General features: G+C 50.0%; 20 protein-coding genes. 14 read left to right on the top strand and 6 right to left on the bottom strand.

Annotated elements, in window-relative coordinates:
* From AAF564_19035 to AAF564_19090, 12 genes are all read left to right on the top strand, one after another.
* A partial coding sequence (locus AAF564_19035; protein MEM8487654.1) for a hypothetical protein occupies positions 1-480 on the top strand: 480 nt, incomplete at its 5' end.
* 51 nt (positions 481-531) lie between these two features.
* Positions 532-1,005 (top strand): SRPBCC family protein, encoded by a 474-nt coding sequence (locus AAF564_19040; GenBank protein ID MEM8487655.1) that lies wholly within the window; start codon positions 532-534, stop codon positions 1,003-1,005.
* A gap of 39 nt (positions 1,006-1,044) precedes the next feature.
* Positions 1,045-1,476, top strand: coding sequence for a hypothetical protein (locus AAF564_19045; GenBank protein ID MEM8487656.1), 432 nt, complete (start codon positions 1,045-1,047; stop codon positions 1,474-1,476).
* Positions 1,473-1,757, top strand: a complete 285-nt coding sequence (locus tag AAF564_19050) for a YciI family protein (GenBank protein ID MEM8487657.1) — start codon at positions 1,473-1,475, stop codon at positions 1,755-1,757. The genes AAF564_19045 and AAF564_19050 overlap by 4 nt, the downstream gene beginning before the upstream one ends.
* A gap of 113 nt (positions 1,758-1,870) precedes the next feature.
* Positions 1,871-2,620, top strand: a complete 750-nt coding sequence (locus AAF564_19055) for a hypothetical protein (GenBank protein MEM8487658.1) — start codon at positions 1,871-1,873, stop codon at positions 2,618-2,620.
* 74 nt (positions 2,621-2,694) lie between these two features.
* Positions 2,695-3,066, top strand: a complete 372-nt coding sequence (locus AAF564_19060; GenBank protein ID MEM8487659.1) for a hypothetical protein — start codon at positions 2,695-2,697, stop codon at positions 3,064-3,066.
* Between the two features lie 153 nt (positions 3,067-3,219).
* Positions 3,220-4,797 (top strand): family 10 glycosylhydrolase, encoded by a 1,578-nt coding sequence (locus AAF564_19065; GenBank protein MEM8487660.1) that lies wholly within the window; start codon positions 3,220-3,222, stop codon positions 4,795-4,797.
* Between the two features lie 172 nt (positions 4,798-4,969).
* A complete protein-coding gene (locus AAF564_19070; protein ID MEM8487661.1) occupies positions 4,970-6,013 on the top strand; it encodes a Fe(3+) ABC transporter substrate-binding protein in 1,044 nt (347 codons plus the stop codon).
* Positions 6,014-6,033: 20 nt separating this feature from the next.
* Positions 6,034-7,680 carry an iron ABC transporter permease gene (locus tag AAF564_19075; protein MEM8487662.1) on the top strand — a complete coding sequence of 549 codons (1,647 nt, stop codon included), beginning with the start codon at positions 6,034-6,036 and terminating at the stop codon, positions 7,678-7,680.
* Positions 7,681-8,682 (top strand): ABC transporter ATP-binding protein, encoded by a 1,002-nt coding sequence (locus AAF564_19080; GenBank protein MEM8487663.1) that lies wholly within the window; start codon positions 7,681-7,683, stop codon positions 8,680-8,682.
* 176 nt (positions 8,683-8,858) lie between these two features.
* Positions 8,859-9,767, top strand: a complete 909-nt coding sequence (locus AAF564_19085) for a S1/P1 nuclease (GenBank protein ID MEM8487664.1) — start codon at positions 8,859-8,861, stop codon at positions 9,765-9,767.
* A gap of 17 nt (positions 9,768-9,784) precedes the next feature.
* Complete coding sequence (locus AAF564_19090) at positions 9,785-9,997, top strand: hypothetical protein (GenBank protein ID MEM8487665.1); 213 nt, start codon at positions 9,785-9,787, stop codon at positions 9,995-9,997.
* A gap of 182 nt (positions 9,998-10,179) precedes the next feature.
* Here AAF564_19090 and AAF564_19095 read toward each other — a convergent pair whose 3' ends face one another.
* The gene (locus tag AAF564_19095; protein ID MEM8487666.1) at positions 10,180-10,380 is read right to left on the bottom strand and encodes a hypothetical protein; all 201 of its coding nucleotides are present in this window, start codon (positions 10,378-10,380) and stop codon (positions 10,180-10,182) included.
* 109 nt (positions 10,381-10,489) lie between these two features.
* Entirely contained in the window at positions 10,490-12,190 is a 1,701-nt protein-coding gene (locus AAF564_19100; GenBank protein MEM8487667.1) for an ATP-binding protein, read from the bottom strand.
* Between the two features lie 678 nt (positions 12,191-12,868).
* Here AAF564_19100 and AAF564_19105 point away from each other — a divergent pair.
* On the top strand, positions 12,869-13,675 hold the full coding sequence (locus AAF564_19105) for a GNAT family N-acetyltransferase (GenBank protein ID MEM8487668.1): 807 nt from the start codon (positions 12,869-12,871) through the stop codon (positions 13,673-13,675).
* A gap of 30 nt (positions 13,676-13,705) precedes the next feature.
* Positions 13,706-14,827 (top strand): o-succinylbenzoate synthase, encoded by a 1,122-nt coding sequence (gene menC, locus AAF564_19110; GenBank protein ID MEM8487669.1) that lies wholly within the window; start codon positions 13,706-13,708, stop codon positions 14,825-14,827.
* A 106-nt stretch (positions 14,828-14,933) separates the two neighbouring features.
* Here menC and AAF564_19115 read toward each other — a convergent pair whose 3' ends face one another.
* The 4 genes from AAF564_19115 to ytxJ form a co-directional block, all read right to left on the bottom strand.
* Positions 14,934-15,089 (bottom strand): hypothetical protein, encoded by a 156-nt coding sequence (locus tag AAF564_19115; GenBank protein ID MEM8487670.1) that lies wholly within the window; start codon positions 15,087-15,089, stop codon positions 14,934-14,936.
* Positions 15,090-15,377: 288 nt separating this feature from the next.
* The gene (locus tag AAF564_19120; protein MEM8487671.1) at positions 15,378-16,409 is read right to left on the bottom strand and encodes a metal-dependent hydrolase; all 1,032 of its coding nucleotides are present in this window, start codon (positions 16,407-16,409) and stop codon (positions 15,378-15,380) included.
* Complete coding sequence (locus tag AAF564_19125; protein MEM8487672.1) at positions 16,410-16,976, bottom strand: TlpA disulfide reductase family protein; 567 nt, start codon at positions 16,974-16,976, stop codon at positions 16,410-16,412.
* Positions 16,973-17,395 carry a bacillithiol system redox-active protein YtxJ gene (ytxJ, locus tag AAF564_19130; protein MEM8487673.1) on the bottom strand — a complete coding sequence of 141 codons (423 nt, stop codon included), beginning with the start codon at positions 17,393-17,395 and terminating at the stop codon, positions 16,973-16,975. The genes AAF564_19125 and ytxJ overlap by 4 nt, the downstream gene beginning before the upstream one ends.
* Between the last annotated feature and the right edge of the window lie 196 nt (positions 17,396-17,591).

The raw sequence follows: 17,591 nt of genomic DNA on the forward strand, positions 1-17,591 counted from the left end.
AAAAGGAGTTTAGTGAAAAAAACAGTCGGATTTATTTTAGCCGTGTTTTTCCTTTTACCCGCTTGTGACCAGCAAGTCGATCCACTTTCTGAATTGGCTATACCGCCTGATGGGCAAATGCTCAGAGCATGTAATGATCAAAAAATGTGGAGTGCTGCATTATTACGTGAGTCGCTAGTAGGAGAGTGGCGGTGGTATTATACTTATAATGGTTTCACGCCCAACGCAGCCCGTAATACGCTTGAGCGGAATACGGTTGTAACATTGAATTCTGATTCAACGCTCCAGGTGATGGAAGCTGGCGAAACAACGTATACAACGCGCTGGTCAGTAGAAAACGTTTATGAAGATTTGTATGGTCTAGAGACTACATCCTCCACCCCCTTCACACTAGGCCATATAAACCTTTGCGATGATCTCCTCGAATTTGATGACAGTAACATCGATGGCGACAATAATTTTTTTGTGAGAACCAATTAATCGTGCACTGTTTAATTAGCAGGTAGCAATGATGAATTGATTCCGCGAGTTATGGCAGACTACACTTTCCTCACAACCTGGCATTTTAACGCCCCGATTGAACGTGTATGGGAGCTGATTCACAACACTTCCCGTTGGCCCATCTGGTGGAAAGCTGTGCAGGAAGTAAAAGAGATCTCCCGGGGAGACGATGCCGGCATTGGGAGTGTAAAACGATTCACATGGCGCGGTGCGTTACCGTATCGCCTCACATTTGACATGACAGCCACTGAAATTGAGCACCTTCGTGTAATTGCCGGCAGGGCACAAGGAGAACTCGATGGAACGGGGCGATGGACATTTCGTGAAGACGAAAGCGGAACCCACGTGCAATATGTATGGGAGGTAAAAGCCACGAAGTTCTGGATGCGTTGGTTGTCACCACTGGCGCGGCCGGCTTTTCGGTGGAATCATGACCTTGTGATGCGCTGGGGCGAAGCAGGCATCCGCGCGGAATTGGACGCCCATCAAATGGCAATGGAATAAAGATCGCGCACCTGATAACGCACGACGCAACTGAATCTTATGCTTGATGGCATTCGCAGTCTTATCCGTTTGCAACTCCTCATGATTGTGGTGTTCGTGCTGGGTAAAATGGTGCTGCGGCCGGCTGTGCTGAAAAGAGACGCGCCGACGTGGCTTGATATCTTTGTCCTCTCTTTTCCGAACTTCTGCGAAGCGATAGTCGGCGCAGCCACTGTGACAGGTTTATTGCTGATGTTTAATGCCCGGTTCGTATCCGCAAAGCGTCGTTTATCTGAAAGGGTAGTTTATGCCTGGGCTATCGTGTTTACCGGGATATATGTCATCTTGCAAGAATTTAAAGTACACAACCTCGGTGGGGCCAATATCTACGACCCATATGATATACTTTTCTCGTTGATTGGCCTCGTTGTAGCATGGTTCATTATCAACCGGCTGCGTCCATCTTTTTCAATTGTATCTGCTAGAACATGAAAAAATTCCTCATCCTGCATTTCGGATTTGAAATGCCTACCCCTGAAGACATGGCCGGCTGGAACAGCTGGTTTGCCTCCATAGCAGACCGGCAGGTCGAACGCGGTCATTTGCCAGGAGGCAACGAGATTTCTGGCGAAGGGATGACGCCGTTGCCGTTTGGGAAGGACTCTCTTACCGGGTATACGATGATTAAGGCGGCTAGCCTGGATGAAGCAACCGAAATAGCCCAGGCATGCCCTTTTGTTATTAGTACACGGGTGTATGAAGTAAAAGGCTAGTACGATCTGGCTAACCATGCAGTCACGACTTATGCAGTTACAATCTACGATGTAACAAATTGGCAGCGTCATACGCTTGTTGTACTGAATCTTTCAAACAAGCGCGGCAAAACATGAAGGTATCTGGTGCTGTCCTGTTATGTACAGGTGTAGTGTGTTCTATCCTCGGCGGACTGGCTGGTGGGATGTTTGTTGTCAGGCAAATGAACACCGATGTGCTTAATGTCAAACGCATCAATATAGTAGAGGAAGATGGCCGATATGCCCTGGTTCTGGCAAATGCGGAGAACTTGCCGGGGGTAATTCGGCATGGGAAGGAGGGGCCGCGCGGCCATCGGCACAACGTAGGGGGAATCCTTTATTACAACAATAAAGGCGATGAAATGGGCGGATTGATAACCAGTCTGCAGGAATACGACGGCGTGGACAATGGCGGCGTACAACTCTCAATGGACCAGCTTAACGACCAGGGACAAACCGTTTCGTTAATGCACTGGATGGAAGGAGAGTACGTACGGTCAGCGCTCCGTTTCTGGGATCTGCCGACAGACAAACCCCATAGCCTGATGAACACCCACCCGCGCATCGTGCCGATTCTTAAAAAGTATGATACTGCAGAAAGAGACGAAGACTTTGACAGAATCGATCGCGAATACCACCAGGCGCTTGGAGAAGAAGGGCTTTGGGCAGAGCGCATCTACCTGGGCAGCGAAGGGGAGGCACAGCGAAAAGCAATGCTTGAACTGAAAGATTCAAAATCACAGCCGCGCATTCGTTTGATTGTTGATGAGTCCGATCAGGCACGGATTGAGTTCTTGAATGCTGCCGGCGATGTCATCCGGACATTGAGCGAGGAAAATTGAAGATACGAGGCCAGGCGCTTGGGGAATAGAAACCGCGTGGTGCTGGTCTAGACAGAAACCCAACAGATTAGTATATGAAAGCCTTAGCAGTTACCGCGTTATTAATGTGTCTTGTTGCGTGTGATGCAACAGAAGCCCTTGAAGCCGGCACAGTGACGGCCACCATTTCTGCCGAAGGGGTTGAACTCAACAACGGATTGGCCCGCTCTGTTCACGTATTTCCCGTTGGCGCAAATACTGCGGCTGTAATTAACTGGGCGCCAAACATAACCAATGAAAACGCCATAGCTGGTCGATCATCCCGTACCTATGCACTCGAAGACTTGTATTCAATCGAAGGGGAAGAGGTGCTCATTGTGTACTGGTGGTATGCAGTTCATCGCAATGGCAAACTTGGGCCCAGTGATGTACAGTCTTTTGAACTTTCGATTCCTGATGATCTTTAGGCTTGTGCTCCTTAATTCTGCAGTTGTAGGGCTGTGTGTGGGTTCGGTGGCCCAAATTGATGGCCGAAGTGCTTTAAATGGCTTTAATTATTGTTAAGTGCAATAATTTTAATATCTTAGCCGGCAAGTCTTCAGAATATTACCTCGGAGTACGTGTCTTTTTTTTCCGTTGATAAAGCAAGCCGGTCCCATCAAATCTATTTATCCGTCTGCCTGGCTGGCTTGTTGTTGTTTGCCGGATGTTCGGCCAGTTACAATCCTGAGCGCAGCGCTAAGCAGGCGGGGCCACCACCAAGTCCAGAGCGGGAATTCCGGGGCGCCTGGATTGCTACAGTCGCCAATATTGATTGGCCGTCATCGCCAGATCTCACTGCAATAGAGCAACAGGCAGAATTACGGCAGTTACTCGACCGGTTGGCAAGCATGAACATGAATGCGGTTATCCTGCAAGTCAGGCCGGCTGCTGATGCATTTTATGCTTCTGCGTATGAGCCCTGGTCCTGGTATCTTTCGGGAGAAATGGGTCGGCCACCGTCTCCGTATTACGACCCCCTTGCCTTCGCTATCGAGGAAGCACACGCCAGGGGACTGGAGCTACATGCATGGTTCAACCCTTTCCGGGCAGGGCACCGGACCTTTGAAGGCACCTTTTCACCCGATCATATTACTGTTCAGCGCCCTGATTTGGTGGTGGAATATGGTGAGCAATTCTGGATGGACCCCGGGATGCCGGATGCCAGGGAGCATTCCCTGCGCGTGATGCTCGATGTTGTTCGTCGATATGACCTCGACGGGTTGCATATGGATGACTACTTCTATCCCTATCCCGTCAATGACGACCGTGGCCGGCAGGTCTCCTTCCCGGATTCGATGAGTTGGCAAATTGCGCAGGAGCGGGGCGCGAGGATAACGCGCGAAGACTGGCGCCGGCAAAACATCAATACCTTTGTTGAAACCCTGTACAGCGAGGTCAAGGCGATCAAGCCCTGGGTGAAGGTTGGCTTGAGCCCCTTTGGCATTTGGCGTCCGGGGTATCCCGATGGGGTGCGTGGCCTCGATGCCTACAACCAGATTTATGCAGATGCACGGCTTTGGCTACAGCAGGGGTGGATCGATTACCTGAGTCCGCAATTGTACTGGGAAATTGACAGTGATGGGCAGCCTTATGCAGCGCTGTATAGCTGGTGGCGCCGGCAGAATACAAAAGGCCGCCACGTCTGGCCTGGCAATGCCATTTACCGGGTAGAAAGCCACAAATGGCCAACTTCTGAAATCATCAACCAGGTTAAGCTCACGCGTGCCGGCGAACCGTATTCAGGCAATGTGCTATTTAGTATGCGTATTCTGAACGAAAATGTGCGCGGCCTGAGCGATAAAATGACCCGCGAGCTTTACAGTAAGCCGGCGCTCGTGCCTCCCATGCCTTGGCTAGGGGGCAAGCCACTTGATACACCAATGATTGCAAAAGAGGAGGGGGGCTTTGGTACCCAACTCAGTTTACGCACCATGCCCGGCGACGAAGCGCAGCATTGGCTTATTCGTATCAGGTTACGCGCGCGTTGGTACCTTTTTGTTGAGCCCGGCGCTTTGGATGCTTTCCCTGTCGAGCGTCATTTTGGTAGCCGGGAGCTTGATGAAATCGTGGTGTCATTTGTCGACCGGGTAGGCCGCGAAAGCGACACCGCAACCATCCGGCGCGAAATTGTAGCACATCGGCAAATCGGCTTCTGATCTGAGGCATGAGGAAGTTTTGTGAAAACAGAACAAGATGGCTTTTAAAAGTGTCCTATTGTTTAGATTTAGTCTAAATACTGTTTTGTGAAACAGCCATACGTACCCAAAAATAACGAAAATAGAGCTGAGGTTAAGGCATTTCCGTTTAAGGACGGTGCCTGAATCGAATATGAAAAAATCCTACCTACTTATCGTATCCTTGCTTTGTGTGCTTGCAACTGCATGCAACCCTGAAGCTGCAAAAGAAGGGGAGGATGCGGAAGCGTCACTCACCCTGTATACCCACCGACACTATGAAGCAGACCAGGCCCTGATTGCACAATTTACCGAAGAGACGGGTATTGCGGTCAATGTTGTGAATGCCAGTGCCGACGAACTGATATTGAAGATGGAAAACGAGGGCGAGCAGTCGCCGGCAGATGTGTTGATCACCGTTGATGCTGGTCGCCTTGAGCGCGCAAAAAGCAAAGGATTGTTTCAGTCGGTTTCATCGCCTGTGCTGGAGGAAAATATCCCGACACACCTGCGCGAGCAAGACAACTTGTGGTTTGCCTTCACCAAGCGCGCTCGTCTGATTGCATATGATAAAGAGCGCGGTATGCCTTCAGGCATTGCAAGCTATGCAGACTTGGCTGCACCTGAAATGGCCGGCAAAGTGCTTATCCGCTCTTCTGGCAACATTTACAACCAGTCGTTGATGGCTGGCATCATTGCCAATGAAGGGCAGGAAGGTGCTAAAGCCTGGGCTGAACGTGTTGTTGCCAACATGGCGCGGCCACCCAAAGGCAATGACCGCGACCAGATGAAAGCACTGGTGGCCGGTGAAGGCGAAGTGGCTGTGGTTAACTCATACTACCTTGGGCATTTGCTGAATTCGGATGACCCGGCTGAGGTTGCAGTGGGTGAACGGATTGGCCTGCTTTTCCCCGACCAGGATGGAAACGGAACGCATATCAATGTCAGCGGCGCTGGGATTGCAAAATATGCACCCAACAAGGCTAACGCCGTTAAATTTATCGAATTCCTTTCCAGTCCTTCAGCACAAGCGTTATTAGCTTCTTCGAATTACGAGTTTCCAGTGAACCCGGAAGCAGAAACTTCAGCCTTGATTGCTTCCTGGGGGAGCTTCAAAGAAGATACAATGGCGCTGCAAAAGCTCGGTGAGTTTAATAAACAAGCCGTTTTGACCTTTGATGAAGTTGGATGGCAGTAGAGGGCTCACAGCGGAGAACTTTGCTGAAATCCCAATCAACAAACAGGCTATCGCATCAACATATTGACTTCGGCTGGTCGGCTACAACAGTTGTTATTGTACTGTTTTTGTCCGTGCCAATTCTAACCATCCTGTTTAAGCTATTTGACGGGCCAGGAGAAAGCTGGGGACATATAGTTAAGCATCTGCTGGCCGGCTACGTCGCCAACTCCACCTTTTTGGTGGGGGTTGGCGGTGGGCTGGCTTTGCTGTTTGGGGTGGTGCCGGCGTGGATCGTCTCCCGGTACACCCTGCCCATGCAGCGCACCTTTGAGTGGGCACTCATTTTACCACTGGCAATTCCAAATTACCTTACGGCGTACGCGTATGCCGGCTTCTTCGATTACAGCGGCCCTTTTCAAATGTTTACCGCCCTGTTTACGGGTGTTGCAGCCGGCGGACAACATGTGGACATGATGAATCCGTTGGGTCTGGCGTTTGTACTGAGTGTTTCATTGTATCCTTACGTCTATGTCACGGCTCGCAGTTTTTTTCTGAACCAGTCTGCTTCGCAACTCAATGCCGCGGTTTTGATGGGTGCGCGCGAAAGTTCGATATTCTGGCGCATTGCCCTGCCGCTTGCCCGTCCTGCCATCGCGGGTGGGCTTTTTCTGGTTTTGATGGAGATCCTGAATGACTATGGCGCAGCATATTATTACGGGGTAAGCACCTTCACAACCGCCATTTTTCGTTCGTGGTTTGCGCTGGAAGAACCCGATACGTCCATCTACTTGGCGGCGCTGCTTTGTTTGTTTGTACTCGGACTCATTCTGCTTGAACGCTTTCAGCGCCGGCGTAAAGGGTATACGTTTCGACCAAGTGACAGCCGTCTGGCGCGCGTCCAGCCCACCAGGGGCCGGCAATGGCTCCTTTGGGCAGTTTGTATGATACCGTTGACGTTTGGATTTCTGATACCGCTCTTCCAAATGTTATACTGGTCTTATTTCTCGTACGCCAATGTACTGAGTAGTGCTTTCTGGGAAATGATCGGCTACAGCTTTTTGCTTGCAAGTTTGTCAGCCTTGCTGTGTATCTGCATCGCCTATATGCTGATTTATGGTGCGCGCTGGAGCAAGTCGGCCAATGTCAATTTGTTTTCAAGGCTGGCTGTTCTCGGGTATGCTGTTCCCGGCGTTGTAATTGCTGTAGGCGTTCTGGTGCCTGGCCTGGCAATCGATAAATGGCTTGTCACCATGTTTAAAAATCAGTTTGATTGGTCCATCGGGTTCTTGATTAATGGCACATTGATTGGATTGCTGTTTGCATATAGCGTCCGATTTCTTGCGGTATCGTTTAATCCGATTGAAGCGAGTGTGCGTCGATTAAGCCCTTCGCTGGGTGAAGCATCGCGGTTGCTAGGGGCGTCAAAATGGCGTAGGACGAAAGAAGTAAACCTGCCTTTGTTAAAAAACGGACTTTGGGGTGGGGCATTGCTGGTTTTTGTAGATGTACTGAAAGAACTGCCATTAACCTTGCTACTGAAACCGTATGGGGTTATAACCTTATCTACGAAGGCGTATGAGTATGCAAGTGATGAACGTATTGCAGAATCTGCGTTGCCTTCGCTGGTCATCATTGCGGTAGGCGTTTTGCCCGTTATCTTTTTGAACAAGTTAATCCAGAAGTAGATGAAGCGCTTGCAGATTGAGCAACTGGAAAAGTCTTATAAGTACGGGGTGCTCCCGGTACTTACAGGGATCGATCTTACCCTTGATGAAGGAGAAATCTGCGCCATTGTGGGGGAGAGCGGGAGTGGGAAAAGTACCTTGCTCAAACTAATCGCCGGCCTGGAGACGCCTGATTCAGGCACCATCCGCATCAAAGGGCAGGCCGTTTCGACCCGGCGGGAATTTATGCCGCCTGAAAAGCGCAATATTGGTTTTGTGTTTCAAGACTTTGCATTGTTTCCTCACCTTTCTGTCGAGAAGAATGTGGGGTTCGGCATTAAAAAACGCGCCGGCAAATCGGAACGCGTCCACGATTTGCTCAAAACTGTTGGGCTGGGAGCGCATGGCGCGAAGTATCCGCACGAACTCTCTGGTGGCGAACAGCAACGCGTGGCGCTGGCACGCGCCATGGCTCCGAATCCGTCGCTACTCTTGCTTGACGAGCCATTCAGCAATCTGGATGTAGGCCTGAAGAAAGAAATTCGCTCTTTTCTGTTTGATATCATACGTAAGAGCGCTTTGAGTTGTGTTTTTGTTACGCACGACCTTGAAGACGCGATGTTGTATGCAGACACGATTGCAATTTTACATGAAGGCCAGATCGTGCAGAAAGGCACACCAGAAACACTCTATACAACGCCTGTAAATGCACACGTCGCAGGCTTTTTTGGCGAACTGAATGTGCTGAGCCGTAAAACGGTTGCCCGGTTCAAGCTGTCTAAGTTTGACGGTATACCTTGTGGCGTATGGGCCGGTAAGCTCAAATGCAGCCTTGAGCCTGGAGAAAATCGCATCCTTGTTCAAGTTATGGAAAAAGCGTACATGGGGACGCACGACCGGCTGTCTGTTTGCACGGCAGATGGATGCTGTTTGGCCGTAGAAGTTGAATCGGGTGTTGTCGCTGACCACGCTGAAGTATACCTGGAGCTTGACCAAACCGACATAATGAGATTTCATGCATAATTTCCGCGGCGTCTTGCTCGGGATCTATAACATTCAAATCTGCCCAATACACATCTGGCTACCCAGTGCCCCGTCACTTTGTCATTCTTAACAGCTTGTCAATACAAATCCAGAAACGGACCCTGGTGTTCATCGTATCCCGAAAATAATTCCCCACCATCGAATTCCGTCGCATTATGAAAAAGCTAATGGTCATCCTGGTGCTTATCATTGGGTGCCAGACCCTACCTGCGCAAGCCTGGAGCCGCAATGGTCACATGATTATTGCGGCGATGACGTACCGGGCGCTTCCTGATGCGCTCAAGGCAGAATATACCGCGCTCCTGCGACAGCACCCTGATTACGAGAAATGGGCTGCCTTGCATGCAGAATTGCGTGTGGATATAGATCTGGGCGAATTCCTGTTTATGCGCGCGAGCGTGTGGCCGGACGAAATCCGCCGCAAAGGCAATGCATACGATCATCCTACGTGGCACTACACCAACTTCCCCGTGATAACAGACGGTTTTCCTTTGGAAGAGACCTTGACGCCTGATAATGATGTGATCTTTGCTATTAACGAAAGCGCGCGCATCCTCAGGGATGCCTCTGCAACCAAAGTAGATCAGGCGGCTCACTTGAGTTGGATTTTGCATACGATAGGCGACATTCATCAACCCATGCATTGCGTTGCGCTTGTCAACCTGGTGTACCCGCAGGGGGACCGGGGAGGTAACCTGTTTTTTGTACGCCCAAGTGAAAATAGTCGGGGCATGAATCTGCATGCATATTGGGATGGCCTGTTAGGAACGAGTGGCAGAATTCAAGACGCACGCAACGACGCAACGCTGTTATGGTCACAACTTGCCGCCGGCATGGAAGCGGATGTGAACCCAGATTTTGATGTGCGTGGATGGGCACTTGAAGGGCGAGAGATTGCCATTACCCACGTCTACCTGGAAGGAGAACTCGACGGCGCGGTAGAGGAGGCGCGGCATGTCGCGGTTGTTTTACCAGAAACTTACGGTAGACGCGCCAAATCGATAGCACAGGAAAGAGCCGTGATTGCCAGTTTACGTTTACTGCGTGTTCTTTCAGAACTTTAACCGAACTACACCACCACATGAAAAGAGTACACTTTGTGCTTTTGTTTGTCTTTTGCGTTGGCCTCGCTTTGCTGATTGCCGCACAAGACATCACAAGTATCAATGACTGGTTTGCACTTCACCCTGCAGACTACATTTTTCTGGGCTTATGGGCCATTGTCTTGTACCTCATGTTGCTTCCCTTTGCAATGATTGGTCATAAGCTGCTTTTTGTAACCAAAAACAAATGATTCACCGCGATTAACAGGAGGTTTAGAAAAAAAATTCTGCCGGCGGCAAAATATAAAACCCTGTCAGAATTATAAACCAAAGGATACGTGGTGTATCTGGGGTAGCTGTTGTATGTACATCGTGCATGCAACGCAAAGTCACGCTTCTTCGGAAGCGTGACTTTTTCGTTTTGCGGCCTGGGTTACCAGAATCTTCTCCGCTTGTAAACCACGGCAGCATCCTCGTCTAAAATGAAACTACCAATGGTTTTTATGGCCCAGGCCACATAATTCGGGTCCCTTGAAATAAGATCACCGATGGTCATGCCGGCATATTTCCCGAAGGGCATTTTGTCTGCCAGCGAAAGGGGCTGGGATGTCAGCGGCTTGCATTTAGTTGTCATGCCTGGTTGGGTCTCGTCATTAAAGAGCGCACGAAGGTCATGCTCGCGATGTGAGGTACATCCACGCTTCATTCGTTCAAGACCACTGGTATCCCGGATGACAAAACTGTTACATTTCAGACGCCCGGACGAGGCTGGCGCGTTGCAAGAGATCCATCAAGTCGGACCGGGTAAACGGTTTGGGTAGATAATCATCAAAGCCCTGGGTCAGAAAGTTGGAGCGGTCCGTAGGCAGGGCATAGGCGGTGAAGGCCACAGCATAAAAAGGTGCTTTGCCTGGCAGTGCACGGAGCTTGTGCAACAGATCGGTGCCCGTACGTTTTTCGCCAAGGTTGATGTCGAGTAATACCATATCAAATGATGCATTGTTGAAGGCCACAAGCGCTGCGTCAAAGGAGTCAATCAGTACGACTTCAAGGTTTGGCTTGAGTAAGCGTTTGACGAGGAGCTGGGTCTCAAGATTGTCTTCTACGACCAGCATTTTGTACTGCGGTACAACAAAGTTTTTAGATACGTTGGGTACCTGCGGTTCTTCTGGTACAAGTTGATCCAGTGCGTTGGTTAGCAGCGGGAAGGCTACTGTAAAAGTGCTGCCTTTATCCTGATCGCTTTTAACGGAAATATTACCATTCATCAGATCGACGAGGCGCTTGGTGATGGTGAGTCCGAGTCCGACGCCTTCATACGGCCGATCATCTCCCATATATTCCTGGCGGAACGGTTCAAAAATTTGAGGGAGGAAGTCTTTGTTGATGCCAATACCGGTATCCTGGATTTCAATTTTGAGTTCGTCTTCCGAAGCAAAAACGCCCACAGTTACTTTGCCTTCAGGAGTGTACTTGATGGCATTGCCAATGAGGTTGTCCAGAATACGGTCGAGCGAGTTTGGGTCGAGCAGGGCATAAAGTGGATCGGTCGCACCCGTATATTCTAGGCTCAGCTTTTGTTGTTTTGCCAGTGCCGATAGCAGCCTGCAATGTTTCTGCACCCGATCAACTACATTAATGGGTGTTTGTACCAGTTTGTGGTTGTGCGCTTTCAATTTGGCAAAGTCGAGCACCGAATTAAGGGTATGGAGAAGCCTGTTTCCGCCGCGGGCGATAAGCTGGGCAATTTCACGGTGCTCGCTGGGCAGCTCTTCTTCCAGAACTTCTGCAAATCCGATGACGCCGGCCAACGGGGTTCGGATTTCGTGGCTCATGTTTGCTAGAAACTCGTTCATAAACCGTGCTGCCTGCAATGCCTTTTCGCGCTCTGTAATCAACTCCTCTTCCATTTGCCGGCGCACGGTGATATCCATCATGGCTGAGCGTACCAGCACCGGGCCGTTGTCGTTATTGCGTATCAGGATGCTCTGGATCTCTACGTAAAAGGCGCTCCCATCATTGCGAAGCAACCGCAGATCGCAGGCTTGTTTGTCACCCGTTTCAATAACGTGCAGGATGTGCTGATTAAATTGGTGTTTATCTTCGGGATTCAGGTAGCGAAGGAAAGGTTTATGCAGAACCCTGCGGCGGGCTGTCTGCAGCATGTTGATGCCTGTCAGGTTGACATCGTGCACGAGGCTGTCTTTATCAAATACAAAATAGCCAATTGGCGCCAGTTCAAAGAGTTGCCGGAAAGCATTGTGCGATTCTTCCAGTTCTGCCTGGGAGCTACGGAGTTGCTGGTTTTGACGCTCAAGTTTGAGTTGATACGCGTTCAGTTTCTCGACTGCATCAGCAGGTTGGACAGATTGTTTTGGCGGATGATCGGTAACCAGATTCCCAGCACCGGAAGTATCCTGTGCACGTTTAGAAGCGCGTCCCATAGGGTTAGACTACAAGTTTGTTAGAAATGCTTGTATACATGTTAGCTGGTCCAATGGCGGCCGGTAAACCCGGTGGTACACAGTAACAAGGTGATCAACAGGAGCTTGTTGACATGAGGGGCCTGTGAATTGAATAGGCAGGCAGTTGGTCAAAGAGAAGTATGTTTAACTGCCTGCTTAACAAAATACAAAATCCGGAAGTTTTTTGACAACCCTCGGAAGAAATGGCCTCAAATAGATTGGCAAATGCAAACAAAATCTTTCGAATTGCGCCATAAAGACCCGGAACAGGGGGGACGGTTCCAGTTGGTACACCTTTCGCTTTTGGTTCTGCTACATTGTTATCAATGCCTTTTTCTTTTCGTCTGGGCTAGTTAAGACGGACGAAAAAAAGCCTGACCCCGTAAGGTCAGGCTTTTTTTGTTGCATTCAGTTTTACCCTTTCATCGCAGCCGGCTGGTACGCCTCTTTTTGCACCCCATTTATCCCGGATACATTTTACCCGATACTCGTGATGTTGTACAAGCCCGGTGCATCGATGGATGAGAAATGGGTCCCTCATCCTGGATGCTCCGGGTTTTTTTGTTCTTTTAAATCGTACGCCTTGTACCTGAGAAGGGTACCTGCTATTTTCGTTGCCAATTCGAATGCTCAATTTGCGCTTAATAGCTAGAGGTTTTGGAAGCACAAACTGATCTTTATATTCGCCGCATCCAATCGTACGATGAATACATCGCGGTGGCGGAGTTGCAGAAAATAGTTTGGGGGCAGGAGTCCATCGAAATTGTGCCGCCCTCCATTCTCATGGTGAATCAAAAGATTGGCGGTATCGTTGCCGGTGCCTTTACGCCCGACCATGAATTGGTGGCTTTTGTTTATGGGTTGCCTGGCTTTAGAAACAATGCAGAAGTGCACTGGTCGCATATGCTGGCGGTGAAGCCGGCGTGGCGTGGGAAGGGCATTGGAAAGCGTTTAAAGCAATACCAGCGCGCGTTTGTCCAGGAGCGCGGTATCAAAATCATCCACTGGACATACGATCCGCTAGAGTCGGTTAACGCATTTCTCAATCTGGAAAGGCTCGGCGCGATGCCATCGGAGTACATTTGCGACCTGTATGGCAAAGGTGAAAAAAGTATCCTGCACAAAGGGATCGGCACCGACCGATTTATCCTGACCTGGTATCTGAATCCGGTAGACGGGCAAGCACGCCGGGCCAGGTTTTCTCCGCTTGCTGCCCCGAGATCATTGCCAGCCGTTATCTCAAAAACACTGTCGTTTTTACCCGTTTCTGCGTCTGGGGTGCGCATTGAAATCCCGAGAAATATTCAACAACTCAAACGCGAACAACCCGAAGAAGCCCGGGCCTGGCGTAATGCAACCCGTGCGGCATTCATGCATTACTTCGGGAAAGGGTACGGCGTGGTAGGATTTCATACGCTCGATGAGGGCTGTTACTACATCATGGCCCAACCAAACCCATCCTGATTCATCAGGCAAATACTATCAAGGTGATCTATGTTACAGTTAAAGCGTGTTGTGCTGCGTGAAATTCAGCTTCCGTTGGTTGAGCCATTTACCATTTCTTCAGGCACAGAGTACATGCGGCGCATTATGCTGCTGGAAGCTGAAGACAAGGATGGGCACATTGGATGGGGCGAATGCGTCGCTGGCGTTTTTCCCAACTACAACGCAGAAGCCATTGATACAGCCTGGTTAGGACTTATCGACTGGATTTTACCCCTGACTGTTGGTGAGGCTTTTGATGGCCCGGAAGACATTTACCCGATGTTACAGGCACGCATCCGTGGGAATGAAATGGCGCGCGCCAGTATTGAAATGGCCGCTTGGGATGTATGGGCACACCGCCAAAACGCATCCCTCTCGCGGTTACTTGGTGGCACGCGTGATAAAGTGGCAACAGGCATCTCCGTAGGGATTCAGGATTCACCGGCGGTCCTTGTCGAGAAAGTAGGGCGGTATATCGAAGAAGGCTACCGCAAAATCAAAGTCAAGATCAAGCCAGGGTATGATTTGCCCTACGTAAGCGCTGTCCACGAAGCCTACGGCGATCGGGTATCCATTATGGTAGATGCCAACAACGCTTATACACTGGCTGATATGGAGCTTCTCAAGAAACTGGATGCCTTCAACTTGCTCATGATTGAGCAGCCACTGGCGTGGGATGATGTGGTGCAGCATGCTGAGGTACAACGTGCATTAAACACGCCAGTCTGCCTGGATGAGTCGATTACCAAAGTGGAACGGGCCTACGATATGGTGCAGCTCAAAAGCGGGAATATCATTAACATCAAACCGGGGCGCGTGGGCGGGCTAGCGTCTGCTGTTGCCATTCATGACTACGCGATGGCAAATGACATCCCTGTATGGTGTGGCGGAATGCTGGAAAGTGGCATTGGGCGCGCGCACAACGTGGCGCTGGCGTCGCTACCCAACTTTACGCTACCGGGCGACATTTCTCCCAGCCGGCGCTACTGGGCGCAAGACATTGTTAAGCCTGAGTGGACAATGGAAGACGGCATGTTAACCGTGCCAAAAGACAAGCCGGGAATCGGGGTAGAAGTAGACCGGGATCGGATAGACGATCTGACTGTACGGGAATTTGTATACCCCGGGTGAGGCTTTTTTCGATAAAATGATCTGGCGCGAATAACGGGCGTGTGGCAGGCGAAAAAAGGGGGGACTTCCTCGCCTATACTTCTACACTGAGGTTAATACACTCATGCTAGACAAACATGCCGGCTGATGTTGCTTCGGCTGCAAACTTTGGTGTCAGTACAAGCTGTGTGTTGTTAATACTACGCAGTCCCTGTTTCATTTTGATAACAGCAAAACTGGCCAGCGCACATGCGCTAAGGGTGATAAATGCACTTTTCTTCATGATAAGGTCCTCCCGTGTGCTTTCTGTACATTGTAGTGAAGTGATGTACATGTACAACTGCATGAATCATGCCGCACCAAAGCAGTGAGAGCGGTACTTCGGTGATTTTACGGGAGCAGCCAAAAATGACATAAAGGTAGAAAGCCCGGCTCCAACGAGCCGGGCTTTCCACATCACCCCAAGGAGGACTACATCACCCATCACCCACAGAAGGTGTGAGATGTAGGCTGAGTAATGTTTCGGCAAACCGCACAGATACTTAAATCCTGGCGTGCGCAAAAAACGATATCAAGCGTCTCTATTGCCTTTTACGCGTGCAACAAAGCGGTCCAGGATGTTTGGCGTAACGCCTGGCGTGTTGCCGCCTTGCTTAAAATTTATGATGGTGTCTGGGTTATCAGGATCCGGGATCAGCTCAAAAGAAAACACATATGCGCCGTCATTATCGAGGTACATGTCTGAGCGGGGAAACCGTAAATCGTTGAGATAGAGGGTGCTGTCAACCTGATCAATCGTGTAAAAGCCCTTGGAAAACCACAGCAAGCGTTCAATGGGCTCTTGCCCCAGATAGGGTAGCAGGCGCTCCTTGTTTTTTGGTACTTGCTTAAATGTAATGTTTCGATCTGGGTCAAACCAGGAGTAGGTCCCTACCCACAGGTTGTCTCCATCATCTGCAACACCATACCACAATATGTTGTTGAGTGGCGAAGGATTGGAGAATAGCTGTTCGTGGGATATACCCCGTTCAACCAGCGCATCTTCAAAGACTTTATGGATGAATACCTTGTTGCAAAGGGTGAAAATCAGATAGAGCGAACTAAGCAGGAGCCCAAGCTGGTTGGCACGCCGGCGCCTTGCTTTGTCTTTACGGCCCAGCCAAAGCGCTGCAATTAATCCGATCACCAGGGGCAAGGTGTAGAGCAAGTCTATGATAAAAATGGTGTCAAAGCTGACAGGGTAATCTGAGAAAGGATAAAACAGTTGGGTCCCGTAATTCGTGAAGCTGTCCAGCAGAGCATGGGTAAAGAAACTCCAGAACAGGAGCAGTCCCCAGCGGGTCCAGTGTGATGACTGCTTGTATATCTTGCTCAACAGCATACCCATCGGGATGGGCGCGAGCACAGCGAAGAGAATGGAATGTGACAACCCTCTGTGGATTGCCAGTTGCTGGACCTCCGTGACAAAAGGGTAGATGAGGATGTCGAGATCGGGAATGGTGCCGGCAATGGCGCCCCATAACATCGCTTTGTTGCCTTCCTCTTTACCCAGCACTGCTTCGCCCACTGCGGCGCCCAATGCAATCTGCGTCAATGAGTCCATTTAATCCGCATTTACCAATGTGATCAGGCTCTCTTTGACCGCATCAACAGGAAAAAGACCAATGGTCCGATGCGTAATCGTACCCTGCTTATCAACCACATAGGTGGTCGGAAGTGCATAGACACCGCCAAAAGACTCGGCAACTTCGCTTGTTTCATCCAGCAATATGGGGTAGTTGATTTGCATCTCATCCGCAAATTGCTTGACCAATTCGCTGCCGTCGGTGTCAACTGTGATACCTATTACAGCAAATCCATCGTCTTTTAACTCCTCGTGTAGTGCAATGAGGTCCGGGATTTCTTCCCGGCAAGGTGCGCACCATGTTGCCCAGAAATTGACCAGCAATACCTTACCTCCGTGTTCGCTGGCGTCAAATGTGCCGCCATTGAGCATGGGCAGGGTGAAGTCAGGTATCACGTCGCGGCTTGTGGGTGCAGGAATTACATAATCGGTGGCACCCTGTTCCTTTTCTGCAGCAAAAGATTTGGTTTGCTCAGTAGGCTCACAACCAAACAGCAGACTGGCCAGGCAAATGACAGAAAAAAGCGATAAACGGCGGGAGATCATTCAGCTTGTAGGGCATGCGCAGCCGCGTCCCTGATATCTTCAACATTGATCAGATGGTGGGACGTATCGTATACAGGTGACTGCTTGTGAAGTAAGATAACTTGTGGGCTTTCGTGTCGAATGCCGAGGTCTTGCGCAAGTTTCTGAGAAAGTGATCGGGCAGACTGTACAACTACTTCGTAGACAGGCGGATCGCCGGCTTCCTGGAGCTGTTTGATGCGTCGGCGCGCCATGGCACTCACAGGACACGTGGCGCTGTGTTTAAACAGAATCACGGGCTTCTCCATCGATGCCGTAAAGGCTTCCTCCAGTTCCATCGCCGTGCTCAGCGGACGAAAAGTGAGGTTGCTGGTCGTATCATTGTCTTCCCGGTTGGATTCCTGGGAAAGTATCCGGCCTATCTCTCTGAAAAAACTCATTTGTGAAACGATATTAGGTAAGATGTTAGAAAACTGAATTCTGCTGACTTCTGCTCGTGCAGCATACTGAGGTATCGTCAAATGTTACCCGTTTTCAGCACTATTAAGCAAAGGATTGAAATTTAGTGTATTAGTCTAGGAAATAATTACACGCATACGGGTCCAAAAAATCCCCTGATCCGCTCGTTTAGTTGTG

Source organism: Bacteroidota bacterium (genome assembly GCA_039111535.1).
GTDB lineage: Bacteria > Bacteroidota > Rhodothermia > Rhodothermales > JAHQVL01 > JBCCIM01.